At 71.6% G+C, this 23,632-nt stretch carries 21 protein-coding genes; 18 read left to right on the forward strand and 3 right to left on the reverse strand.

All coding sequences use genetic code 11. The annotated features are described in order from the left end of the window. The first annotated feature begins 94 nt into the window (after positions 1-94). The 5 genes from QTQ03_RS24500 to QTQ03_RS24520 all read left to right on the forward strand — a co-directional run bounded on the left by QTQ03_RS24500 (position 95) and on the right by QTQ03_RS24520 (position 4,970). A complete protein-coding gene (locus QTQ03_RS24500) occupies positions 95-1,195 on the forward strand; it encodes a threonine ammonia-lyase (protein WP_289280095.1) in 1,101 nt (366 codons plus the stop codon). Further along, positions 1,192-2,325, forward strand: coding sequence for a D-alanine--D-alanine ligase family protein (locus QTQ03_RS24505; RefSeq protein ID WP_289280096.1), 1,134 nt, complete (start codon positions 1,192-1,194; stop codon positions 2,323-2,325). Before QTQ03_RS24500 ends, QTQ03_RS24505 begins: the two co-directional genes overlap by 4 nt. Beyond that, positions 2,322-2,957, forward strand: coding sequence for a M15 family metallopeptidase (locus tag QTQ03_RS24510; protein WP_289280097.1), 636 nt, complete (start codon positions 2,322-2,324; stop codon positions 2,955-2,957). The genes QTQ03_RS24505 and QTQ03_RS24510 overlap by 4 nt, the downstream gene beginning before the upstream one ends. Before the next feature lie 112 nt (positions 2,958-3,069). Beyond that, the gene (locus QTQ03_RS24515) at positions 3,070-3,297 is read left to right on the forward strand and encodes a hypothetical protein (protein ID WP_289280098.1); all 228 of its coding nucleotides are present in this window, start codon (positions 3,070-3,072) and stop codon (positions 3,295-3,297) included. 233 nt (positions 3,298-3,530) lie between these two features. Further along, positions 3,531-4,970 (forward strand): aldehyde dehydrogenase family protein, encoded by a 1,440-nt coding sequence (locus QTQ03_RS24520; RefSeq protein ID WP_289280099.1) that lies wholly within the window; start codon positions 3,531-3,533, stop codon positions 4,968-4,970. Between the two features lie 56 nt (positions 4,971-5,026). Here QTQ03_RS24520 and QTQ03_RS24525 read toward each other — a convergent pair whose 3' ends face one another. After that, positions 5,027-6,259, reverse strand: a complete 1,233-nt coding sequence (locus QTQ03_RS24525; protein WP_289280100.1) for an SUKH-3 domain-containing protein — start codon at positions 6,257-6,259, stop codon at positions 5,027-5,029. Between the two features lie 721 nt (positions 6,260-6,980). Between QTQ03_RS24525 and QTQ03_RS24530 the strand changes: the two genes are divergently transcribed. The 8 genes from QTQ03_RS24530 to ahcY all read left to right on the forward strand — a co-directional run bounded on the left by QTQ03_RS24530 (position 6,981) and on the right by ahcY (position 15,929). Continuing rightward, entirely contained in the window at positions 6,981-7,550 is a 570-nt protein-coding gene (locus QTQ03_RS24530; RefSeq protein WP_289280970.1) for an endonuclease V, read from the forward strand. A gap of 98 nt (positions 7,551-7,648) precedes the next feature. Next, complete coding sequence (locus QTQ03_RS24535) at positions 7,649-8,755, forward strand: hypothetical protein (RefSeq protein ID WP_289280101.1); 1,107 nt, start codon at positions 7,649-7,651, stop codon at positions 8,753-8,755. Between the two features lie 281 nt (positions 8,756-9,036). Beyond that, the gene (locus QTQ03_RS24540) at positions 9,037-10,422 is read left to right on the forward strand and encodes a phosphomannomutase/phosphoglucomutase (protein WP_289280102.1); all 1,386 of its coding nucleotides are present in this window, start codon (positions 9,037-9,039) and stop codon (positions 10,420-10,422) included. Positions 10,423-10,483: 61 nt separating this feature from the next. Further along, a complete protein-coding gene (locus tag QTQ03_RS24545; protein WP_289280103.1) occupies positions 10,484-10,669 on the forward strand; it encodes a Trm112 family protein in 186 nt (61 codons plus the stop codon). Then, positions 10,666-11,862: an SIS domain-containing protein gene (locus tag QTQ03_RS24550; protein WP_289280104.1), complete on the forward strand. Its 1,197-nt coding sequence runs from the start codon at positions 10,666-10,668 to the stop codon at positions 11,860-11,862. The genes QTQ03_RS24545 and QTQ03_RS24550 overlap by 4 nt, the downstream gene beginning before the upstream one ends. 37 nt (positions 11,863-11,899) lie before the next feature. After that, positions 11,900-12,895: a cation diffusion facilitator family transporter gene (locus tag QTQ03_RS24555; protein WP_289280105.1), complete on the forward strand. Its 996-nt coding sequence runs from the start codon at positions 11,900-11,902 to the stop codon at positions 12,893-12,895. Between the two features lie 3 nt (positions 12,896-12,898). Beyond that, positions 12,899-14,062, forward strand: a complete 1,164-nt coding sequence (gene manA, locus QTQ03_RS24560; protein WP_289280106.1) for a mannose-6-phosphate isomerase, class I — start codon at positions 12,899-12,901, stop codon at positions 14,060-14,062. 376 nt (positions 14,063-14,438) lie between these two features. Then, positions 14,439-15,929: an adenosylhomocysteinase gene (gene ahcY, locus QTQ03_RS24565; protein ID WP_289280107.1), complete on the forward strand. Its 1,491-nt coding sequence runs from the start codon at positions 14,439-14,441 to the stop codon at positions 15,927-15,929. A gap of 117 nt (positions 15,930-16,046) precedes the next feature. Here ahcY and QTQ03_RS24570 read toward each other — a convergent pair whose 3' ends face one another. Further along, positions 16,047-16,205 (reverse strand): hypothetical protein, encoded by a 159-nt coding sequence (locus QTQ03_RS24570; RefSeq protein WP_289280108.1) that lies wholly within the window; start codon positions 16,203-16,205, stop codon positions 16,047-16,049. Positions 16,206-16,402: 197 nt separating this feature from the next. On the opposite strand from QTQ03_RS24570, the gene mtrA reads away from it, so the two are divergent. The 5 genes from mtrA to hpf all read left to right on the forward strand — a co-directional run bounded on the left by mtrA (position 16,403) and on the right by hpf (position 22,271). Next, positions 16,403-17,092 (forward strand): MtrAB system response regulator MtrA, encoded by a 690-nt coding sequence (gene mtrA, locus QTQ03_RS24575; protein ID WP_289280109.1) that lies wholly within the window; start codon positions 16,403-16,405, stop codon positions 17,090-17,092. A 90-nt stretch (positions 17,093-17,182) separates the two neighbouring features. After that, positions 17,183-18,859, forward strand: a complete 1,677-nt coding sequence (mtrB, locus tag QTQ03_RS24580; RefSeq protein WP_353890646.1) for an MtrAB system histidine kinase MtrB — start codon at positions 17,183-17,185, stop codon at positions 18,857-18,859. Then, complete coding sequence (locus QTQ03_RS24585; protein WP_289280111.1) at positions 18,856-20,667, forward strand: LpqB family beta-propeller domain-containing protein; 1,812 nt, start codon at positions 18,856-18,858, stop codon at positions 20,665-20,667. The genes mtrB and QTQ03_RS24585 overlap by 4 nt, the downstream gene beginning before the upstream one ends. Before the next feature lie 47 nt (positions 20,668-20,714). Next, a complete protein-coding gene (locus QTQ03_RS24590) occupies positions 20,715-21,377 on the forward strand; it encodes a ComF family protein (protein WP_289280971.1) in 663 nt (220 codons plus the stop codon). Between the two features lie 252 nt (positions 21,378-21,629). After that, on the forward strand, positions 21,630-22,271 hold the full coding sequence (hpf, locus tag QTQ03_RS24595) for a ribosome hibernation-promoting factor, HPF/YfiA family (protein WP_289280112.1): 642 nt from the start codon (positions 21,630-21,632) through the stop codon (positions 22,269-22,271). Positions 22,272-22,478: 207 nt separating this feature from the next. On the opposite strand, the gene QTQ03_RS24600 is transcribed toward hpf, so the two are convergent. Further along, a complete protein-coding gene (locus QTQ03_RS24600) occupies positions 22,479-23,618 on the reverse strand; it encodes a GNAT family N-acetyltransferase (protein ID WP_289280113.1) in 1,140 nt (379 codons plus the stop codon). Between the last annotated feature and the right edge of the window lie 14 nt (positions 23,619-23,632).

Genomic DNA, 23,632 nt, shown 5'->3' on the forward strand with positions numbered 1-23,632 from the left:
CGAAAACGGTCCCGCCATTGACGGAGAGGACGACCACGTGCCCAGCCCCACCGCAAGGACGAGTGGCACCCGCGAGACGTCGGAAGGAGAAGCCATGTCCCCTGTCGATACCCCGGTCCTGCCGGACCGCGCCCGCGTCGAGGAGGCCACTCGGTGGTTGGCCGGGCGGGTGGTACGTACGCCCGTGCTGAGCGCACCGGCCATCGACCGGCTGGCCGGCATCCGGATCCTGCTCAAGGCGGAGAACCTCCAGACCGGCGGCTCGTACAAGACGCGCGGCGCGATGCTGGCGGTGGGCCGGCTGGTGGCGGCCGGGCACACCGGCGTAGTCGCCCCGAGCACCGGAAACCACGCGGTGGCGGTGGCGCTGGCGGCCCAGCGGCACGGCCTGGCAGCGACCGTGGTCCTGCCGGTCGACGCGCCGTCGACCAAGGTGGCGCGGGCCCGGGCGGCGGGGGCGCGCGTCGTCCTCGCCGGTACCACGCTCGAGGAGCGCCTCACGGCCGCTCGTGGGCTCAGCTCCGCCACGGGTCATCCGCTGGTCGACGCGTACGACCACCCGGATGTCATCGCCGGGCAGGGTAGCGCCAGCCGGGAGCTGATCGAGCAGGCGGAGCGCGCGGGGACCCCCTTGGACGCGCTTGTGGTGCCGGTGGGCGGCGGCGGAGGCGTCGCGGGCGCGTGTCTGGCCGCGGCCGGTAGGCCGATCGACGTGTACGGCGTCGAGCCGGTGGGGTGCGACTCGCTGGCCCGGAGCCTCGCCGCCGGTCGGCCCACTTCGGTCGCCCCGACGGCCACGATCGCCGACGGCCTCCGCCCCACCTGCGTCGGTGAGTTGGCGTTCGCTGTCGCGTGCGACCGCGTCCAGGGCGTCGTCCGGGTCGATGACGACCAGATCGGAGAGGCGTTCCGGCTGCTCCTGCTGGAGCTGAAGGTGCTCGCCGAGCCGTCCGGCGCCGCCGGGCTCGCCGGCGCGCTGCGGCTGGCGGCGGATCCGAGCGCTCTGGTGCCCGGCCCGGCACCGGCCGGCGTCCCGGATCATGCCGGACGACCGGCCGGGCCGGCCGATGCCTGGAAGCGGTACCGCACGGTCGGCGTGGTGCTGACCGGCGGCAACGTCGACGCGGAACTGGTCGCCCGGCTGGTGACCCAACAGCTCGCCGGCACGGTGCGGGCGGAAGGGATGGCGGCGTGAAGGCATCGGTACGGATCGGAGTCCTGTTCGGTGGCCCGTCGGCGGAGCACGAGGTCTCCTGCGCCTCGGCGCTCGGCGTAGCCCGAGCCTTGGCCGACGCCGGTCACCGGGTGGTCGCGATCGGCGTCACCCGCACCGGCGGCTTCCGGCTCGTGCCGGACGCGGTGCTCGCCGGGCTGCGCTCCGGCACCGGGGCCGGGCGGGCCATCGACGACCGGCTGACGGTGACCGGCCCGGCGGTGGAACTGCGTGCCGGGCAGCGGCGGGGGACGGCGGCCGTCGCCGCGTTGAACGCGCGCGGCGCGGTGCACGCCGAACTGGACGTGGTCTTCCCGGTCCTGCACGGTCCGTACGGGGAGGACGGGGTGGTGCAGGGCGTGCTCGAGTCGCTCGACGTGCCATACGTCGGGTGCGGCATTCTCGCCTCCGCCGTCGGCATGGACAAGGTGGCGATGAAGCGGGCACTGCGCGCCGAGGGAATCCCGATCACCCCGCAGGTCTCGTTCGATGCGGAGACCTGGCGGACGGTGGACGACCCGGAGAAGCTTGTGCTCGGACTGCGTCGGCCGCTGTTCGTCAAGCCGGCGCGAATGGGCTCCTCCATCGGGATTTCCCGCGTGGCCGAGGGGGACGACCTGGCGGCGGCGGTCGAGCAGGCGCTGCGGCACGACACGGTCGTGCTGGTCGAGCAGGGCGTGACCGGTCGGGAGCTGGAGTGCGGGGTGCTCGGCGGCTGGCGTCCCGTGGCGTCGGCGGTCGGCGAGGTTCGCGTGGCCGGCGGCTGGTTCGACTACCAGCAGAAGTACTTCGGCGACGCCGACCCGATGGTGGTGCCCGCCCCACTCCCCGACGAGGTGACCGAACGGACCCGGGAGTTGTCGGTGCGGGCGTTCGCGGCGATCAGCGGTTGGGGCCTGGCCCGGGTCGACTTCCTCTACGAGGAGGCGACCGGCGATCTCTACGTCAACGAGCTCAACACCATGCCCGGCTTCACCGCGCACTCCATGTACCCGAAGGTGTGGGCCGCTTCCGGGGTCAGCTACCGCGAGGTCGTGGACCGGCTGGTCGCTCTCGCCTTCGCCCGACACGCGGAGCGGCCCGCGGGCGTACGCCCGGGGACGGCCCAATGATCCTGCTCTCCCACCCCGCGGTGGCGGCGGTGCGGAGCGTCGACGACGGTGACCCGCTGGTCGACCTCCGGGGCGTGCCGGACCTGTGGCTGGACGGCCGTGCGGCCGACGCCGCCGGGGCCTACGCCCGGGTCAGGCGAGGTCTGGCGGAGCGGTTGCTGTCCGCGCAGCGCGCGTTGCCGGCGGGACTGCGCCTGCTGATCATCGAGGGGTACCGGCCGTACCAGGCGCAGCTCGACATCTTCACCGGCTACCGGGACGAGCTGCGCCGGCGGCACCCGGGCTGGTCGGCGGAGCGGCTACACCGGGAAACGACCAAGTTCGTCTCCCCGGTCGAGGTGGCGCCGCACCGCACCGGCGGTGCGGTCGACCTGACCCTCGCCGGGGCGGACGGTGCCGAGCTGGACATGGGCACCGCTGTCGACGCGACCCCAGAGGCCAGCCACAATGCCTGCTTCACCGCGGCGGAGAACATTCCCGCGGTGGCGCGGCGGAACCGGCGGATCCTGGCGGCCGCGCTGGGCGGTGCCGGGCTGGTGAACTATCCGACCGAGTGGTGGCACTGGTCGTACGGCGACCGGTACTGGGCACTGCTGACAGCGGCGCCACGCACCCGCTACGGCCCGGTGTGATCGGCGCGGTTCATCGGCGACCTTTCACCGCAGGTGTCACAGCGGTGAACCGATCGTCGCTTCCACGACGTACCCGCCCACGACAGCGCACCATCGGCGAGGGAGGAACGACGTGACGGTGCAGCGGAAGCACGTACTGGCGGCGGGCGTGGCGGTGGTCGCCGCGGTAGCGGTGGCGGTGGGCACCGGACTGGGGTTCGCGGACACCACCGTTGCCCCCTGGGTGAGCGTGACCGGCCCGTCGGGCAGCTGCGTGCTGCTCAACTCATCGGCGATGGACGCCATCCGGGAGCCCGGCAAGAACCTGGTCCGCCGCAACACCGTCGAACTGGTGCACTGACAGCACGGCACGCATCCGGGTGCCGTCGCCACTGTCTGGGAGGGCCGTTCTTCAGGGGCGCCCAGGAGGACCCCTCCCCGGCGCCAGCCTCTGCTGGTGGCTCAGGAGGCATCGATGGGTTGCGGGTTGCGCCGTAACGCGATGTGCCGGTCATCGTGGGTTACCGAATTCGCGCCAGATATGGAATATGGCGACTGCTTTCGTCGGCTTTCCCATCGTCTACGCTGCTTGGCGTGGAGTCCGTAGCCATTCATGTCGCTTCCCGCCCCGCCCATGGCCAGGGCGAGCTCAGCATCCATCACCCGTACGACGGGCGTCCGGTCGGGCGTACCAGCTACGCCACGCCGGACCAGGTCGAAGCCGCCGTCGCGGCAGCCGCCAGGGTGGCCGCGACCGCCGCGGCCCTACCGGCGCACGTGCGCGCGGCGGCACTGGACCACGTGTCCCGCCGGCTCGCCGAGCGGGCCGACGAGGTCACCGCGCTCATCACCGCCGAGAACGGCAAGCCGGTCAAGTGGGCGCGGGCCGAGGTGGGCCGGGCCGTCTCGACGTTCCGGTGGGCGGCCGAGGAGGCACGGCGCTTCTCCGGCGAGCTGCAACGCCTCGACACCGATCCGGCCGCCACCGGGCGGATCGCGCTGGTCCGACGGGTGCCCCGCGGTCCCGTGCTGGGGATCGCGCCGTTCAACTTCCCGCTCAACCTGGTGGCGCACAAGGTCGCCCCGGCTGTCGCGGTCGGTGCCCCGATCATCGTCAAGCCGGCCCCGGCCACCCCGCTCTCGGCCCTGCTGCTCGGCGAGCTGCTGGCCGAGACCGACCTGCCGGAGGGGATGTTCTCGGTCCTGCCCGTGCCCAACGAGCGCGCCGCCGACCTCGTCACCGACCCACGGCTGCCGGTGGTGTCGTTCACCGGCTCCGGGCCGGTCGGCGCTGCCATCCGGCGGTCGGTGCCGGAGAAACACGTGACACTGGAGCTGGGTGGCAACGCGGCGGCCGTGATATGCGAGGACTGGAACTCCGACGAGAACCTGACCTTCGCGGCGCACCGGATCGCGACGTTCGCCAACTACCAGGCCGGGCAGTCCTGCATCGCCGTGCAGCGGGTGTACGTGCACGAGTGGCTCTACGACGGGTTCCTGCCCCGATTGATCGCCGCCGTGCAGGAGCTGCGGACCGGCGATCCGGCCGACCCGGCGACCGACGTCGGGCCGCTGGTCTCCGAGGAGGCTGCCCGCCGAGTCGAGGCATGGGTCGACGAGGCTGTCGCCGCGGGGGCGACCGTCGAGGTCGGCGGCCGGCGGGAGGGCGCCACCTACTCGCCAACCGTGCTGTCCGGTGTGCCGAAGGACGCCAGGGTGAACGTCGAGGAGGTCTTCGGGCCGGTGCTGGTGCTCGCTCGGACGGAGACCGACGACGCCGCGTTCGCGGCGGTCAACGACTCAGCGTACGGGCTGCAGGCCGGCGTCTTCACCCACCGCCTGGACACCGCCTTCCGCGCCGGTCGGGTCCTGGAGGTCGGTGGGGTGATCGTCGGAGACGTGCCGTCGTACCGGGCTGACCAGATGCCGTACGGCGGGATGAAGGGCAGCGGCGTCGGCCGCGAGGGCGTGCGCAGCGCGATGGACGACTACACCGACCCGCGCGTCCTTGTCCTCACCAACGTCGCGGTGTGAGCGAAGGCCCTGTTGACGCTCAGGATCTAGCGGTCCTCGCGACGCCGGGGGCCGCGTCACCAGGTGCCGTCGTCACGGACGCGGGCCGGGGCCCGGCCGAGCACGAGGGTCGACAGGGCGGCGTCGACGTCCTCGCCGAGGAACCACTCGCCGCCCTGGTCCAGCACGAAGACCCGACCGTGCTCGTCGACGGCGAAGATGCTCTCGCCGAACTCGGAGCCGAACGGGAACAGCCGCGCACCGATCAGGGTGCCGAAATCGGCCAACACGTCGGCGGAGTGGGCGCCGTGCAGCGGGTTCGTGGTGAACCGGCTGATCCACACCGCCTCGCCGGGGCCCCGCCGGCTGCTCACCACGGCGGGAAAGGCGGTGAGCGCCGCCCGGGCGGCGGGGAACGGCTCGTGGCGGTGGGTTTGGCCGGGCACCTCGGATGTCTCGCGGATCGCCCCCGCCGCCAAGGCGGGGTTGAACTCGCTGTCCTCCCAGCCGCCCTCCATCAGCGCGTCGGCGACTTCGGACGGGAACCGGCCCGGGTGGTGCGGCGGCTGCGGGTCGGGCCGCCACTCGGCGGTGAACGCCAGCTCCGACCAGGGCAGGACGTTGAAGCGCACGAGGAAGTTCAGACAGGAGTCGCAGCCGCGGTCGGCCCGTCCGGCGTAACGGTCGCCCGGCTCGCGGACCCGGAATACCTCGAATCGGGCCCGTGCCAGCAGCGTCTCCGCATCCGGCATCGCCATCGGCTCGATGCCGTCGGCGGCGCGTTGGTGGTCGTACTCATGCAGGACGTCGGAGACCACGACCAGCTCGGCGTGCCGCTGGCCGCCGCGCACCAGGTGGCCCGGGGGTAGCTCGTCCAGGTAGGCCCGGACGAGCGGATGATGGTCCAGCTCGACGTCGCCCTTGGCGCCCTGGGCGCGGAAGAACCGCCCGTCGACGCTCAGGTGCGCGGCCGTGGTGGGCGTGGGTAGGCGCCGGATCTCCCGCAGCAGCTGAGCCGCCGGATCGGTGGTACGTGGAGCGGGCGGACCGTCGGAGCGGCTGCGCCGGTACATCCGCTCGACCTGCTCGACCGACACCCGGGGCCAGGTGGTCACCTCGCCGGTCCGCTTGTCGACCACAGTGGTCGGCAGGTCGCCGGGAACTGTGCGGACCCCGATCGCCACGGTGGACCGGATCGCGAATCCGAGACCGAACTCGTCGACGATCGGGCGGCACTCGTGGCCGAGGCGCTGTGAGTCGCGGCGGGCCCACACGGCGGCGAGCTGCTCGGCCTGCTGGCGGTCGATCACGCCGTCGAAACTACCGGAACCCCCACGGCCTTGTGGCGCCCGGTATGGTTCGCCCTACCGACGGTGACCGGGGGAGGGCGACGTTGGGCGAGAGCGCGGATCGGGACGCGAACCGCGCGCTGCGGGCGCGGTTCGACGACGTGTACGGGCGGTACCAGCGGCTCCGGCCCGGTGGACGAGCTGCACCGGAAACTGGCCGAGCTGCGACCGAGCAGGGCGGGCGACACTTGGACCGCCCGTGGCGGGGTCGCCTCGTCAGATCCGTTGCGGTGGTCAGGGGATCGTGAGAGCCGCTGATCGGCGCCCGACCTCGACTCAAGCGTGTGGCTGGGGTCGGGTGATGGCGAGCACCGAGTCGCGGAATGCGAATCTTCCTGCGTGGGCGTGGCCCGTCGGGATCCTGCCTGGCCTGGTGGCCGGCGTGAGCAAGATGGGCCGGGTGGTTGGTGTCGGCGTCGGTACCGGGAGCGGCGTCGCGTTCGTGCTCGTATCCGGTGCCGCCACGAGGGGCCGGCCAGACGGCTCCGTCCGATTGTCCTGACGGCGCACCGGACACGACGACAGGCGGCGACCGATGGCAGGAGGGCGGCCCGCGCCGGGCCAGTCCCAGGAGCGGCTCCACTACGAGCACCCGGTCGATGTGGCAGCCGCCCTGGCGATCCAGGACCGGCTGCGGCCCCTGGTCGATCCGGTCGGCCCCGGGCCGACCGCGCCGGCGCGGGTGGCCGGCCTGGACGTCGCGTACGCGAAGAGCGGTGACCGGCTCGCCGCGGCCGTCACGGTGCTGGACGCGGCCACCCTGGCCGTCGTCGACCAGGCGGTCAGCATCGGCCGGCCGGCCTTCGGGTACGTCCCCGGTCTCTTCGCGTTCCGGGAACTGCCCGCGTTGCTCGACGCGCTGGCACGGCTGAGGGCCCCTCCGGACCTGCTGGTCTGCGACGGGCACGGGCTGGCGCATCCGCGCCGTTTCGGGTTGGCCTGTCACCTGGGGTTGGTGACCGGGCTGCCGGCGGTCGGGGTGGGAAAGACCCCGCTGGTGGGGCGCTGGGCGCCGCCGGGCGAGCGACGTGGTGCCTGGACGCCGCTGGTCGACGGTACGGAGGTCGTGGGTGCGGTGCTGCGGACCCGGGACGGGGTGAAGCCCGTCTTCGTCAGCGTCGGGCACCGGATCAGCCTGGAGAACGCGGTCGCCCGGGTGGTCGCCCTCACGCCACACTTCCGGCTTCCGGAAACCACCCGTACCGCCGACCGGCTGTGCCGCGACGCGCTGGTGGGCGCCGCGGGAGTGTAACGCGGGGCGCATCCGGTGTGCTCGATGACCGGATCCGCCCGGAGCTGGTAGTAGCCTGTCCGGCGGACCCCTCCCTGGGGAGAAACGGCGAGGTGATCATGGCGGTACGGCGACGTCCGGCGGCGCGGTTCGCGGCCGTTTGCGCGCTGGTGGGTGGCCTGGTCGCGCTCGACGTGTCGCCGGCGTTCGCCGAGGAGGACACGGTCCGGGTGAACGCGGCCGGGCGGTTCACGGCCGGCGCGTCGGCCGAGGGCGTTCGGGTGGAGGTACGCAAACGCACGGAAGGCTGCGTCCTGCTGCGTACCGCGCTCGCCCTGCGGCTCGACGGGCTCCAGGCGGACCAGGTCCGGGTGCAGGTCAACTCGGGTGGCCGCTGGCTCTCGGTGCCGGTGTCCGGGGGCGGGGGCGGTGTGAACACGGAGGCCACCTCGCCGACGGACCCGCGGCTCTGCGAGGGCAAGAGCAAGACTGTTCGCTACCGGGTGGCGTTCGCCGCCAACACGCCGGACGGCCGGCTGGCCGTCGTCGGCGAGGCGACCAACGCGGTCGGACGGGTGCTGGGCCTGGGCTCGGACACCTCGCGCATGGTCGGCGGGCTGGCCTCCGCGTCACCGACGCCGTCCCAGTCGCCCACGCCGTCGCCGTCGCTGACGCCGACCGCGACGGTGACCGACGCTGTCGCTGGGGACGAGACGCCGGTCGAGGCCCTCGCCGATCCGGCGGGCGGGGCGATCGACCCGGTCACGACGCGGGAATCCGGTGTTTCGCCGATCATGTTCTTCGGTCTGGCCATGGTCGCGGTCGGGATCGTCCTGATCGTTCTACTGGTCCGTCGCTTCCGGGAGGACAAGGACGGGAGGAACGGCTCGACCGACCCCAACCTCGCCGGTCAGGGCGTGGGCAGCGCGCCCGGCCAGCCTGGTCCGGGGTACGGCCAGCCCGTCGGCCGTCCGCTGGCCGCACCGGGCCACTACGGGTCCCCGCCTGCTCAGCGCCCCGCCGCCGGCCTGTACGGCGTCCCGGCCGACGCCACCCAGGCGTTGCCCGGTGCGCTCGCTGCGGTTGACCGGCCCGGCGTCCCGTCGCCGGCCGCCCCACCCGGTCCCGGCCGCTACGGCACCCCGGTGCCCGGTCCGTCCGGCCCGCCGCGGGCACCTGCCGGCGAGGACGACCGCACGAGGTATCTGCCCCGGATGCGGGACTGAACTGTGGTGGCCGGCGTCGGTCGCCACGGGTTCACCCGGTGCTCGAAAACGACCGGCCGGCGTCCCGACGATGCCGCGGGCCGTCGGCGACGTGACGTCCGCCGGCCCGGCTTGCCGGTGCCGGCACCGGTGGCCGTCGGCGGGGAGGCTCTCGGTTTCACCTCCTTGACCTGGGCCGCAGAACAGGAGTTCATGTGTCAGCTCCACGTCTGGGGCGAAGTGCACGGCGGCCCTCCGATACGCTCAGGCCGTTGACGACTGCAGCGCGAGGAGTGGAACCGGTGTCTGATCTGTCCCAGATCGTGAAGGCCTACGATGTTCGTGGGACGGTGCCGGACCAGTGGGACGAGCGCGTGGCGGAGGCGCTGGGAGCTGCCTTCACCCAGGTTCTCAACGCGTCGGGTGAGCCGGGTGACGCGGTGCTGATCGCGCACGACATGCGGGCCACCGGCCCAGGCCTCGCCGCTGCCTTCGGCGCCGGGGTCCGCGCCGAGGGCCGTACGGTCATCGAGCTGGGGCTGGCCTCCACCGACATGCTCTACTACGCCTCCGGTTCGCTCGACCTGCCCGGGGTGATGCTCACCGCCAGCCACAACCCGGCGCAGTACAACGGCATCAAGATGTGTCGCTCCGGGGCCCGTCCGATCGGGCAGGACAGCGGCTTGGCCGACATCCGGGACAGGGCGCAGGCGCTGCTGGATTCGGGGCAGGGGCGTCCGGCCGGGGCTCCCACCGCGCCGGAGCAGCGGCGTGACCTGCTCGCGGACTACGGGGCGTACCTGCGCAAGCTGGTCGACCTCTCCCAGATCCGGCCGTTGAAGGTAGTCGTGGACGCCGGCAACGGCATGGGCGGGCACACCGTCCCGACGGTGCTCGGCGACGCGGCGCTGCCCGCCCTACCGTTGGAGATCGTGCCGCTCTACTTCGAACTCGACGGCACCTTCCCGAACCACGAGGCGAACCCGCTGGACCCGAAGAATCTGGTCGACCTTCAGCGTGCGGTGGTCGAACACGGCGCGGAGATCGGCCTCGCCTTCGACGGTGACGCCGACCGCTGTTTCGTGGTGGACGAGCGCGGCGAGCCGGTCTCGCCGTCGGCGATCACGGCGATGGTCGCCGCCCGGGAGTTGGCCAAGCACCCGGGCTCGACGGTGATCCACAATTTGATCACCTCCAGTGCGGTGCCGGAGATCATCCGGGAGAACGGCGGGCAACCGGTCGTCTGCCGCGTCGGGCACTCGTTCATCAAGGCGGAGATGGCCCGCACCAACGCCGTCTTCGGCGGCGAGCACTCCGCCCACTACTACTTTCGGGACTTCTGGTTCGCCGACACCGGCATGCTCGCCGCGATGCACACCCTGGCCGCGTTGGGCGAGCAGTCCTTGCCGCTGTCGGTACTGGCCGGCGAGTACGAGCGGTACGTCGCCTCCGGCGAGGTCAACTCCACGGTCGCCGATCAGGCCGCCAAGGTGGCCGAGGTGCGGGCCGCGTTCCCCGAGGCGGTTTCCGACGAGTTGGACGGTCTCACCCTGCGCTTCCCCGACGGCGCCTGGTTCAACCTGCGCGCGTCCAACACCGAGCCGTTGTTGCGGCTCAATGTCGAGGCGCCGACCCGGGAGCGGATGACCTCGCTGCGCGACGAGGTGCTCGACCGGGTTCGCCGCTAGGATCGCCTGCGCCGGTCGGCGCCGTCGGCCGGTAAGCCGCATACGTGGAAGGAGCCGCGCCGTGGCCTTGGACCCGCAGTTGCTGGAGATCCTTGCCTGCCCGGACACGCACCACGCCCCGCTCGACTACGACGTCCAGGCGCAGACGCTGACCTGCACGGAGTGCGGCCGGATCTTCGAGGTCCGGGGCGATGTGCCGGTGCTGCTGCTGGACGAGGCGCGGGGCGGCCCCGTGGAGCGGTCGTGATCGACGGCATGGCGGGAGTCAGCGGCCGGCGCGAAGCCGACGAGGACCTGCTCGACGATCCGGACGTGCTCGCCGAGCGGGACCCGGGCGGGATGCTGCGACACGTCGCCTCAGCGGGCGCGCAGGTCCGCGAGTCGGCGTCGCTCGCCGCCGAGGCCAACCTGTCCGTGCTCGCTGACGAGGGCCGGCCCCGCGCGGTCGTGATCGCCGGCATCGGTACGGCCGGGCGTACCGGCGACGTACTGGCGACGGTTGCCGGCCCGCGCTGCCCGGTGCCGGTTATCCCACACCGCAGCGCCGGCGTGCCCGGGTGGGTGGGTGCCGCTGACGTGGTCGTCGCGGTCAGCGCCTCGGGCCGTAGCCCTGAGGCGCTCGGCGCGGCCGAGGCCGCCCATCGGCGTGGTGCCCGCCTCGTCGCGGTCGGTGCCCCGGACTCGCGGCTGCAGTCGGTGGCCGAACGCGCCCGGGCACCGTTCATCCCGGTGCCCCGGCGCGCCCCGGCCCGGGCCAGCCTCTGGGCGCTCACCGTGCCGGTACTGCTCGCCGCCCGTGCGCTCGGCTTGGTGAAGGTCAACGAGGCGGACCTGGCGGAGACCGCGGCGCGGCTGGACGCCGACGCGGACCGGTGCCGCTCGTCCGCGGAGTCCTTCGTCAACCCGGCCAAGGCCCTCGCGTTGGGCCTGGCCGGTTCGATCCCGATCGTCTGGGGTTCGTCCCCGCTGGCTACCGTCGCGGCCCGCCGGTTCGGTGACACCTTGTCGGCGAACGCCCGCTACCCGGTGGTGTCCGGGGCGCTGGGCGAGGCCGGCCGGGGCCGGGTTGGGCTGCTCGACGGCGTCTTCGGCGGTCTGGTCGAGGGAGAGCGGGACATTTTCGCGGACCCGGACGACGAGTCACCGGTCGGCACCCGACTGCGGCTGGTACTGCTGCGTGACGGTGGCCTCAATGCCGAGGACGACGCGGACGAGCCCCTCGCGGTCGAGGAGCGGCGGGCCGATGCGGTGCAGACTCTCGCCGAGCGGCGGGGGGTGCGTTGCGACGTGGTCACCGCCGAGGGCGGCTCCGCGTTGGAACGGCTCGCCTCACTGGTCGCAGTCCCGGACTTCGCATCGATCTACCTCGCCCTGGCGCACGGTCTGGACCCGATGGCCGTCCCGGCCATCACCGAGATGAAGGAGCTGGCAAACCAGTGATCGGACGCATGGCCGGCGGCCGCAGCGGGGCGGCGGCGTGAGCGCCAACGGTGGAACGAAGGCGATCGTCGCCGCGCTGCTGGCCAATGTCGGCATCGCCGTCACCAAGTTCATCGCGTTCCTGCTGACCGGCTCGTCGTCGATGCTGGCCGAGTCGATCCACTCGGCTGCGGACTCCGGCAACCAGGGGCTGCTGCTGCTCGGTGGCAAGCGGGCCAGGCGTGCGGCCACCCCCCAGCACCCCTTCGGGTATGGGCGGGAGCGATACGTCTACGCGTTCATCGTGTCCATCGTGCTGTTCACCGTGGGTGGCCTCTTCGCCCTCTACGAGGCGTGGCACAAGTTCTCCGACCCGCACCCGATCGAGAACTGGCAGTGGGTGCCGGTCGCCGTCCTGGTGATCGCCATCATCATGGAGTCGTTCTCCTTCCGCACCGCGATCAAGGAGTCGAATCTCGTCCGGGGTAACCAGTCCTGGGTCCGCTTTGTTCGCCGCGCCAAGGCGCCGGAGTTGCCCGTGGTGCTGCTGGAGGACCTCGGCGCGCTGGTCGGTCTGGTCTTCGCCCTGTTCGGTGTCGGTATGACGCTGATCACCGGCAACGGCCGCTGGGACGCGGTGGGCACGGCGATGATCGGCGTGCTGCTGGTGACCATCGCGATCGTCCTCGCCGTCGAAACCAAGAGCTTGCTGCTCGGTGAGGGCGCCGAGGCGCACGACGTGACCGCGATCGAGAAGGCGATCACCGATGGCCCCGAGGTCGAGCGGATCATCCACATGAAGACGCTCTATCTCGGCCCGGAGGAGTTGATGGTGGCGGCGAAGATCGGTGTGCCGCCCTGTGACAGCGCCGCGGACCTGGCTCGCGGCATCAACAACGTGGAGGCTCGGATCCGCGCTGCGGTGTCCACCGCCCGGGTCATCTATCTGGAGCCGGACATCTACCGCTCCGCCGCTGACCGGGCCGGTGCCGGCAGCGCCCCGGAGCCCCTCGTCACTGGGCCCGGGGAAGTCGCCGGGCGATCCGGAGGCTGACCGGTGGAGCTGTTGCACGGGCCGATCCGTAACTACGCCTGGGGGTCCCGCTCGGCGATTGCCTCCCTGCAGGGGCGTCCGGTCCCGAGCGACGTTCCGGAGGCGGAGCTGTGGTTGGGCGCCCACCCTGGCGCGCCGGCCACGGTGGATCGCGACGGTGACCACGTCAGTCTGGTCGACCTGCTGCTCGCCGAGCCGGGGCACTGGCTCGGCGAGCAGGTGGTCGACCGATTCGGCACCCGGTTGCCGTTTCTGCTCAAGGTCCTGGCCGCCGACGCCCCGTTGAGCCTTCAGGTCCACCCAGATTCGGACCAGGCCCGCGCCGGGCACGCCGCCGACGCGGCGCGTCCCGAGGCGCAGCGCAACTACGTCGACCCGCACCACAAGCCGGAGCTGCTGGTGGCGCTGTCGCCGATGGAGGCGCTCTGCGGGTTCCGGGATCCGGTGGTGTCGGCGGAGGTGCTCGCCGCGTTCGGCGTACCGTCGCTGGAGCCGGTGTTGGCCGCGTTGCGTGCCGGGCCGGCCGGCCTGTCGGACGCGGTACGCCTGCTACTGACCTGGCCCGCCGCGGAGCGGCACGCGCTGGTGGCAGCTGTGGCGTCGGCAAATGTGGGCGGCCTGGACGCCGAGCTGGCGCGGGAGCTGGCAGCCGGCTATCCGGGAGATCCCGGTGTGCTGGTGGCGATGCTGCTCAACCGGGTGCGGATCGCGCCGGGAGAGGCGATCTGGATGCCGGCTGGCAACCTGCATGCCTACTTGCGTGGCATGGGCGTGGAGATCATGGCGGCGAGCGACAACGTGCTGCGCGGCGGCCTGACCCCGAAGCGGGTGGACGTCGACGAGCTGCTCCGGGTGCTGCGCTTCGAGGTGCTGCACGACCCGGTGGTGCGCGCCAGGACGATCGCTCCGGGAGTCGTGTGCTGGCCGGTGCCGGTGGACGACTTCGCGCTGCATCTGGTCCGGGTCGGCGCGGAGCGTCCCGAGGTGACGTTGCCACTGGAAGGGCCCCGGGTGGTGCTCTGCGGCGCCGGTGGCCTCGCTGTGGATGACGGCACCGGCAAGGTGGTGCTCGGGCCGGGACAGGCCGCGGTGGGCCCGGCCGCGGCCGGTGACCTACACCTCTCGGGTACGGGCGAGGCGTACGTCGCGAGCTGCGGACTGCTGTGAGGACAGTGGACCCGGGTCTTCCCGTCCGAGGCGGCCTGGGGTAGGCCATGGGTTCGCTGTGGTCGGGCGGGGTGGTGTCGGGCGCATGGTGGCCGGTCCGAGTAAGTCCGACTTTCCCGAAATGGCTTGACGCAACATGAGCCAGGTGTGACGCTGTTGGTGCGCAGCGTTATCGCGACGACGGTCCGAGAACGCGCGGGGATCCAAACCGGGGGGATGCACGGGGTGGCCGGACCGTGGGCGGAGAACGTCCATGACCGACCGCCCCGTGCGCTGTCGCTAACCGGGCGGTGAACCGGTGGTCGGCACGTGTGTGCCCGTCGGCGCGCGCGTAAGGTTGGGTGGTCGCGCTGTACACCGTCCGACAGGAGCTTTCATGACCAGCACCCTTCCGGCGTCCGCCAGTGGAACGCCCCGGCCGAGCACCCTCGCCGAGGGCGACTACAAGGTGGCGGATCTGTCGCTTGCTGAGTTTGGGCGTAAGGAGATCCGGCTTGCCGAGCATGAAATGCCGGGTTTGATGGCGATTCGTCGTGAGTTCGCGCAGGCGCAGCCGTTGGCGGGTGCGCGGATTTCGGGGTCGTTGCATATGACGGTGCAGACGGCTGTGTTGATTGAGACCTTGGTGGCGCTTGGTGCTCAGGTGCGGTGGGCGTCGTGCAACATCTTCTCTACCCAGGACCATGCGGCGGCGGCGGTTGTGGTGGGCCCGGAGGGCACGCTGGAGGCGCCGGCGGGTGTGCCGGTGTACGCGTGGAAGGGTGAGACGCTCGAGGAGTACTGGTGGTGCACTGAGCAGGCGCTGGCGTGGCCGGACGGGCAGGGTCCGAACATGATCCTCGATGACGGTGGGGATGCGACCCTGTTGGTGCACAAGGGTGTCGAGTTCGAGCGGGCGGGGGCTGTTCCGCCGGTGGAGTCGGCGGACTCGGAAGAGTATGCGGTTGTTCTCGGTCTGTTGCGTGACTCGGTGCAGCGGGACGGGCAGCGGTGGTCCCGGATCGCGGATGGTGTGCGGGGTGTGACGGAGGAGACCACCACCGGGGTGCATCGGCTGTATGAGATGCATCGTGCGGGCACGTTGCTGTTTCCGGCGATCAATGTGAATGATTCGGTGACGAAGAGCAAGTTCGATAACCGGTATGGTTGTCGGCATTCGTTGATCGATGGGATCAACCGGGCGACGGATACGTTGATCGGAGGGAAGATGGCTGTCGTCCTCGGTTATGGGGACGTCGGCAAGGGGTGCGCGGAGTCGTTGCGCGGGCAGGGCGCTCGGGTGGTGGTGACCGAGGTTGATCCGATCTGTGCGTTGCAGGCGGCGATGGATGGTTACCAGGTTGCCACATTGGACGATGTGGTCGGGGATGCGGACATCTTCGTGACAGCGACCGGTTGTTTCGATGTGATCACCAATGAGCACATGGCGCGGATGAAGCATCAGGCGATCGTCGGCAATATCGGGCATTTCGATAATGAGATCGATATGGCTGGGTTGGCGCGGCGGTCGGATGTGGTCCGGGAGAACATCAAACCGCAGGTTGATTTGTGGCGGTTCGATGATGGACACGCGATCATCGTGTTGTCCGAGGGTCGGTTGTTGAATCTGGGTAACGCGACCGGGCATCCGAGTTTCGTGATGTCCAATAGTTTCGCGAACCAGACGATCGCGCAGATCGAGTTGTTCACCAAGACTGACCAGTATCCGGTCGGGGTGCACGTGTTGCCCAAGCATCTGGACGAGAAGGTCGCCCGGCTGCACCTGGGTGCGCTCGGCGCGAGGTTGACCACGCTGACCAAGGAGCAGGCGGACTACCTGGGTGTGCCGCAGGAGGGCCCGTTCAAGCCCGATCACTACCGCTACTGACCGAGATCGGCCCGGCCGGGTCCGCCGCTGCTCGCCAGCGCCGGCCCGGCCGCGCTACACCCGGTTGGTCGGCCGGGTTGGTCGGCCGGGCTGGTCCGGCAGCGGGCGATCAGGTGCTCAGTGTGCTCCAGGGTGGCGCCGGGAGGGGCGCACCCAGGTCCAGACGCACCAGGCGAGCCAGGCCAGCGAGACGGTCGCGGCGAGCGTTCGCAACCGCAGCGCGGAGAGTAGTAGCACCACCGCCAACACGGCCAGCCATGGACCGAAGACCTTCATCCTGCGCCCCTTTCCCAGCCGGTGCTGGCGCCGATCGGCGCATGCAGGGATCATGGTGACACGCGGGATCCGATCCGGCTCGACGGCCCGGGCGGCGACGCCGAGGAAGTGGGTTGCTGGGCGACGGCGGCCGACGGCAGTACGGTGCCGGAGGACGTGGATCCCACTGATGGAAATGGGGATGGAAGATTAATCCCATGAGAGCCCGGGTGCTGGTGGTCGACGACGACCCCGCGCTCGCCGAGATGCTTGGCATCGTCCTGCGTAGCGAGGGCTTCCTGCCCTCGTTCGTGGCCGACGGGGAGCGCGCCCTGGCCGCGTTCCGTGAGAACCGGCCGGACATCGTCCTGCTCGACCTCATGCTGCCCGGCATGAGCGGCATCGACGTGGCACGGTCCATCCGGGCCGAGTCCGGCGTGCCGATCGTCATGCTGACCGCCAAGAGTGACACGGTCGACGTCGTCCTGGGTCTGGAGTCCGGGGCCGACGACTACGTGGTCAAGCCGTTCAAGCCGAAGGAACTGGTCGCCCGGATGCGGGCCCGGCTGCGCCGGGGCGAGGACGTGGCACCCGAGCTACTCACCATCGGGCCGCCCGACAATGAGATCACCATCGACGTCCCGGCGCACACCGTCAGCCGCAACGGCGAGGAGGTGAAACTCACGCCGCTCGAGTTCGACCTGCTGGTCGCACTCGCCCGCAAGCCACGCCAGGTCTTCACCCGGGAGGTGCTGCTCGAGCAGGTCTGGGGCTACCGGCACGCTGCCGACACACGGTTGGTCAACGTGCACGTGCAGCGGCTGCGGGCAAAGATCGAGCCGGATCCGGAGCGACCGGAAATCATCCTCACCGTGCGGGGCGTGGGCTACAAGGCGGGCACCGGATAGCCTGGTCACACTGTGACCATCTCCCCGGTTTCCGATCTCACGACGACAGCTTCCCAGCGGCGTGGCGCCGTCTGGGATCTGTGGCGTGTGTTGAGTGGTCGCGGCGCCTGGCTGCTGGCGGGGCTGCACCAGACCTGGCGTCGCTCGTTGCAGGTCCGTGTGGTGACCATCACACTGCTGGCGTCCAGCCTGCTGGTCGGGGGGTTCGCCTACCTGATCGCTGACAAGATCACCAATATCCTGCTGGAAAACGCCGAGGCCGACGTGGATGCCCGGCTGAAGGGCGGCGCGGCGTACGCGCGCAAGCAGCTCGGCCTGTACAAGCAGCCGCAGGAGGCGCAGTTCCAGGAGACCGTCGACGGAACGGTGAACTACCTGGCCGGGGGTGACCCGCAGCAAACCACCGGCGTGGTGATCGCCCTCACCGCCGACAACTTCAGCGGCATCATCCAGCAGCGGACCTCTCCGGCGGTCGACAACCTCGGCTCGGTGGTCAGCCCCGAACTGCGCACCACCGTCGCCGGGGGCGACGTCGCGAGCCAGATCCGCACCGGCCGGCTCGGCGAGGAGCGCACCAAGTACCTGGTCTACGGCTCACCGGTGCCGACCCAGTTCGGTCAGGTGGAGCTGTACTACCTCGTCCCGCTCACCCGGCAGGACGCCACCGCCGCCGACGCCCGGGCCACCGTGGTCGCCACCGGTGTCGCCCTCGTGCTGCTGCTCGGCCTGCTCGCCGCCCTGGTCACCCGGCTGGTGGTGACGCCGGTCCGGGTGGCCGCCCGGACGGCTCAGCGCCTCTCCGCCGGCCTGCTGGATCAGCGGATGGTGGTCAACGGGGAGGACGACCTCGCGCTGCTCGCCGCCTCCTTCAACCAGATGGCGACCAACCTGCAACGGCAGATTCTCCGCCTGGAGGAGATGTCCCGTCTGCAACGCCGCTTCACCTCGGACGTCTCGCACGAACTGCGGACGCCTCTGACGACGGTCCGGATGGCCGCCGACCTGATCTTCGCCGAGCGGGACGAGTTCGACCCGACGGTCGCCCGAAGCGCCGAGCTGCTCCAGGCCGAGCTGGACCGGTTCGAGGAACTGCTGACCGACCTGCTGGAGATCAGCCGCTTCGACGCCGGTTTCGCCGCGCTCGACGCCGAGCCGACCGACCTGGTGCCGGTGGTGCACCGGGTTGCCGAGCGGCTGGCTGGCCTCGCCGAGCGGGTCGGGGTGGAGATGGAGTTGGACCTGCCGGGCGCGCCGGTGATCGCCGAAGTCGACCCGCGACGCGTCGAGCGGGTGCTGCGCAATCTGGTCGGCAACGCGGTGGAGCACGGCGAGGGCAAACCAGTACGAATAATGCTCGGGGTGGATGACACCGCGGTGGCGGTCACCGTGCGAGACCACGGGGTGGGGCTGAAACCGGGCGAGGAGAAGCTGGTCTTCAACCGGTTCTGGCGGGCCGACCCGTCCCGAGCCCGGCAGACCGGCGGCACCGGGTTGGGCCTGTCGATCAGCCTGGAAGATGCCCGGCTGCACGGCGGTTGGCTGGAGGCATGGGGCGCGCCGGGCCAGGGGGCCCAGTTCCGTCTCACCCTGCCCGCCCGCGCCGGTGACCGGCTGACCACCTCGCCGCTGCGGCTGGTGCCCGCCGACGCCACGCTGCCGTTCGGCGGGCCACGCGACGGCGGTCTGCTCGCGATCGGACCGGGTACCGCGGGTGCGCTGGCAGTCGGCCCGGCATCGGCGGGGGACCGGGCGGAGGCGCGGCCGTGAGCCGGCGAGTTGCCACCGCCGGGCTGCTCGGTGCACTGCTGCTCGGGCCGGCGGGCTGCGGCATACCGGACCACACCGAGGTCCGTGTCGAGCGGTCCGGGCCGGCGGCCGAGGCCGGCGCCAGCATCGGCAGGCAGGTCGAGCCGCCGCTGCGGACGGCGAGCGACAACCCGGAGGAGTTCGTCGTCAACTTCCTGTCGGCGGCGGCCGGCGAGCCGGATGGGGCGTACGACCGGGTCCGCCAGTTCATCGCCACCGCCGACCGCTCCCAACTCCAGGCGAAGCGGGGCAGCGAGGTCGAGCTCACCGTGGTGCGGCTGATCAAAGACCCGGAGGTCGTCACCGGCCAGGACGAGTCCGAGGTCACGCTCACCGTGCAGCAGGTGGGGCAGTTGGGGGCCGACGGCGTCCTGAAGCCCCCGGAGTCGAGCGTGACGTCGTACAGTTTCGGCCTGCGACCGACCTTCCACGAGGCCGGCGACGAGACCGACTGGTACGTGGTCGACCCGCCGGCCATCCTCCTGCTCAGCGTCGAGGCGTTGGACCTTTACTACACACCGCGGACGATTTACTTCTGGAGCACCGACCGTCGTCGTCTGGTGCCCGACCAGCGCTACCTGCCGCGCGCGGTGCCGGCGGACCGCCGGGTCAGCGAAGTGGTGCGGTGGCTCACCGGTGGCCCCTCCGACTGGCTGCGTCGCGGCGTCAGTCCGCTGCCGGACCGCACCCAGCTGATCAACAACGCGACCCGGACGGGCGATCGCTGGGAGGTCAACCTGGACATGCCCGGGGACGACGGCAGCCGGCTGGGGCAACTGGGCAGCCAGCTCGCGTGGTCGTTGCCGGATTTCGACGGCCAGCTCGAGCTGAAGATCCGCAACCAGTCCCGGCTGGTCATCGACGACCTGGAGCAGCGCCGGCAGTCGGTCCGGCTCTACCCGATCGACGACGCCCCCCAGCGGTTCTGCGTCTACGAGGGGGCGGTCCACGCCCTGGGCGACCCCGGTGAGGCGAACAGCCCGGTGGCGGTGCCGGTGGTGGCGGGGGCGGACACCGAGGTGGTCTCGGCCGGGCTCAGCCGTTCCAGGCAGAACATCCTCGCTGCGCTGGTGGTGACCGGCCAGAACGGCCGACAGCACCTCTCCGTCGGCGTCGGTGTCGGCCCCGTGACGGTTTCCGCTCGCAGCAGCGGCGCGGGCTTCGGTTCGATGGGACGCCCGGTCTGGCTGCGCTCGGCCGACCCGCAGGCGCCGACCGGGCTGGTCGTCGCCGACGGCGAGCTTTACCACTTCGACGCCCAGGCACAGCTGAGCCAGGTGCCGCTGGGTGTGTCCGGGCCGGTGACCGCGGTGGCCACCTCCTTGGACGGGCACCGGCTCGCGGTCGTCGCGGGTGGTGCTTTGCACGTGGTGGCGGTCAACCACGACGGCGGTGCCCTCACCACCGGCTCGGCCCGCCCGCTGCCCACCTCGCTCACCAAGCTCACGGCCGTGGACTGGTACGGCGAGAACCGCCTGGTCGTGGCCGGTTCCGCGGACCAGCCTGCGATCTACCAGGTCGGCGTGGACGGCGTTGAGGAGACTCCGCTGCTGGAGACCACCGGTGCCGCGGTGACGCACCTGTCCGCGTACCCGGCCAGCCCGACGAGCGAGTCGATGCACCTGGGCGCCGTGATGTACGAGGCCAACGGTGTGGCGTTCCGGGGAGTCCCGTTCGAGCGGATCCAACGGGAGCAGGTCCAGGACGTCACTCCGCCGCCGCCCGGCGTGCGGGCCGGCAATCCGACCGCTCCCTTCTTCCTGTACTGATCGTCGTGCGGGACGTCGGCCGGCTCTGGACGGACCTGGGCGACCTGGTGCTGCCGGTGGAGTGCGCCGGCTGCCGGGAACGTCGGCCCGGGCTGCGGCACGGTGTGTGCCCTCCCTGCGTCGCCGTGCTCGACGGGCTGCTTCCCCGCTCGGTACGCCCCAGCCCCGCCCCGGCCGGACTGCCGCCGTGCGTCGCGCTCGGGCCGTACGCGGGGACGCTGCGGGAGGTGCTGCTTGCGTACAAGGACCACGGGCGGCATGGTCTGGCCCGGCCGCTTGGTGCGCTCCTCGCCGAGGCGGTCGCCGTGGCGGTCGGGGCGGTTCGCCCGGTCCTGTTGGTGCCGGTGCCGGATACCGCGGCGGCGGCCCGCGCACGGTACGGGGACCATCTGAGCCGGCTGGGCCGGCATTGTGCGGCACGGCTGCGCGCGGCCGGCTGGCCGGTGGAGGTGCGCCGGATGCTCCGGGCCCTGCCCCGGCCGGATTCGGTGACGTTGGACAGCGCGGGCCGGGCCTTGGCGGCGGAGGCGGCGTTCCGCCCACGTCGTCGGCGGCCGCCGGTTGCGGCGGGGGCGGCGGTGGTCGTACTCGACGACATCGTGACGACCGGCTCGACTCTCGCGGCGGTGAGCCGGACGCTGCGGGCTACCGGATGTTCACCGACGGTCGCGGTGGTGCTCGCCGCGACCGGAAAGCGCCATCCGTCGTAACCGTTCGTGTTTCCCTTTCACTCGTTGGTGTACGAGCTGTGAAAAAACCTGGGCGCACTCGGCAACCAGGGGTGACTGTCGGGCGAACAGGAGTTAGCGTTTTGCTGGCGGGGGTAGGACGGAGGTCTCCCATCCACCCCCGGCGGTGAAAGGAGGCGTAGCCGCACCTACCGGTCGACGCCGAGTGGGACCGTCCCGAGGATGCGCGACCGGGTTACCGCATCGAACGACCGTCCGAACAAGGGAGGTCACGTGGACATCGTGGTCAAGGGCCGGAATGTCGAAGTGCCGGACCATTACCGGGTGCACGTAGCGGAGAAACTCGCGAAGATCGAGCGCTACGACCATAAACTTATCCGTGTCGATGTCGAGCTGTTTCACGAGCGCAATCCGCGCCAGTCGGACCGTTGCCAGCGGGTGGAGATCACCTGCGTCTCCCGGGGCCCGGTGATCCGAGCCGAGGCCTGCACGAACGACTTCTACAGTGCGCTCGACGCGGCCATCGCCAAGCTCGACACCCGGCTGCGCCGGGCGGCCGACCGCCGCCGGGTCCACCGCGGGCGGCATGCGCCCATCTCCGTCGCGGCCGCCACCGCCGGTCTGCCGGTGACCGACCTCGTGGCGGACCCGCTCGCCGCGTCCGCGAACGGTTCCTCCGCCGGTACGGCCACCGCCGTCGCGGAACGCGTCGAGGAGGAGCACGACGACCAGCCCTGGCACATCGCCCGGGAGAAGGTACACCCCGCCGAGCCGATGACCGTCGATGACGCCCTGTTCCAGATGGAACTGGTCGGGCACGACTTCTACCTGTTCCAGGACAAGGAGTCCGGCCGGCCCAGCGTCGTCTACCGACGCCACGGCTACGACTACGGGATCATCTCGCTGGCCATCTGAACCGGCGGGCGCGGAGCCGGGTCGGCCGACCGACCCGGCTCACCCGTAGGTGCCCGGCCGGACGTGTCTCGGTTCGGCCGCCTCCGTGTGCGGCGGGCATGCCGAGCTGGACCACCGCGTCAGCGAATCCGCGCCCGGCGGTGCGGTGCCGGTGGTGTCCGCGGGGAAACGGCGTAGCCGGCCCCGTACGCCTCGATGGTCTCCGGGTCAGACCAGGTCCTCCGCGAGCAGCGCGCCGACCCAGGCGTCCGCCCGGGCGCCGCGGTGGTTCAGCGCGCCCCGGGCCGTTCCCTCGATGGTGAAACCGGCCTTCTCGGCCGCCCGTCGGGAGGCGGTGTTGCCGACGTTGGCCCGCCACTCGATGCGGGCCAGGCCCAGGGTGGTGAAGCCCCACGCGGTCAGCGCGGCGAGCGCGGCCGGCATGTAGCCCCGGCCGCGGGCGTGCGGCGAGGTCATGAAGCCGACGCTGGCCAGGAGTGGATCGGTGACCGCGAGCCTCAGGTCGACCGCTCCGGCGAACCGGTCGTCCACGTCGGCGATCGCGAAGCAGCCGATGGTGCCGGCCGCCCAGGCGTCGCGCGAGTAGCCCAGGTACGCCTCCGCGGCGCGCCGGTCGTACGGATCCGGGACATTGGTCCAGCGCAACGTGTCAGCGTCCCGGCAGGTAGCCACGATGCCGTCGACGTCTCGTTCCTCCAGCGGGCGCAACCGCAGCTCACCGTCTTCGACGGCGGCGAAGAGGGTGGGCTGCGGCCGGCCGAAGACGGCGGCTCGGCGGGCCGCCAGCGTGCCCGGGCCGGCCGGCCCCGGGTCGTCCACTGCCGGGACCTCGCCGGGTAGCAGGGAGCCGATCCAGTCGTCGGCGGCACCGGGCCGCCGCAGCCGCCCGTCGACCCGGAATCCGGTCCGCAGCGCCACCAGCCGGGAGGCATGGTTGCCGACCGTCGCCCGCCAGACCAGTCGGCGCAGTCTCAGCTGGTCGAACGCCCAGCGGGCCACCGCCCGCGCGGCCCGGACGGTGACGCCGTGGCCACGTGCCCAGGGCGCGGTCCAGTAGCCGATCTCGCCGGAGCCGTGCGCCGCGTCGATCGACACCAGCCCACAGGAGCCGAGCAGATCGCCGGACCCTGCGTCGCAGACCGCGAAGGGGGCGCCGGTGCCGTGCCGCCACAGCCGAGCGGAGTGCTCGGTGACGAAACCGCGCGCGTGTTCTGCGTGGTATGGGCTGGGTACGGTGGTCCAGCGCTGGATGTCCGGGTCCTGGCAGGACTGGTGTACCGCGTCGGCGTCGGTGGCCCGCCAGGGGCGCAGCAACAGACCGGCCTCGGTGATCTCGACGGGCTCCATCGATGCCATCGTGC

It is taken from the genome of Micromonospora sp. WMMA1363, from assembly GCF_030345795.1.
GTDB lineage: Bacteria > Actinomycetota > Actinomycetes > Mycobacteriales > Micromonosporaceae > Micromonospora.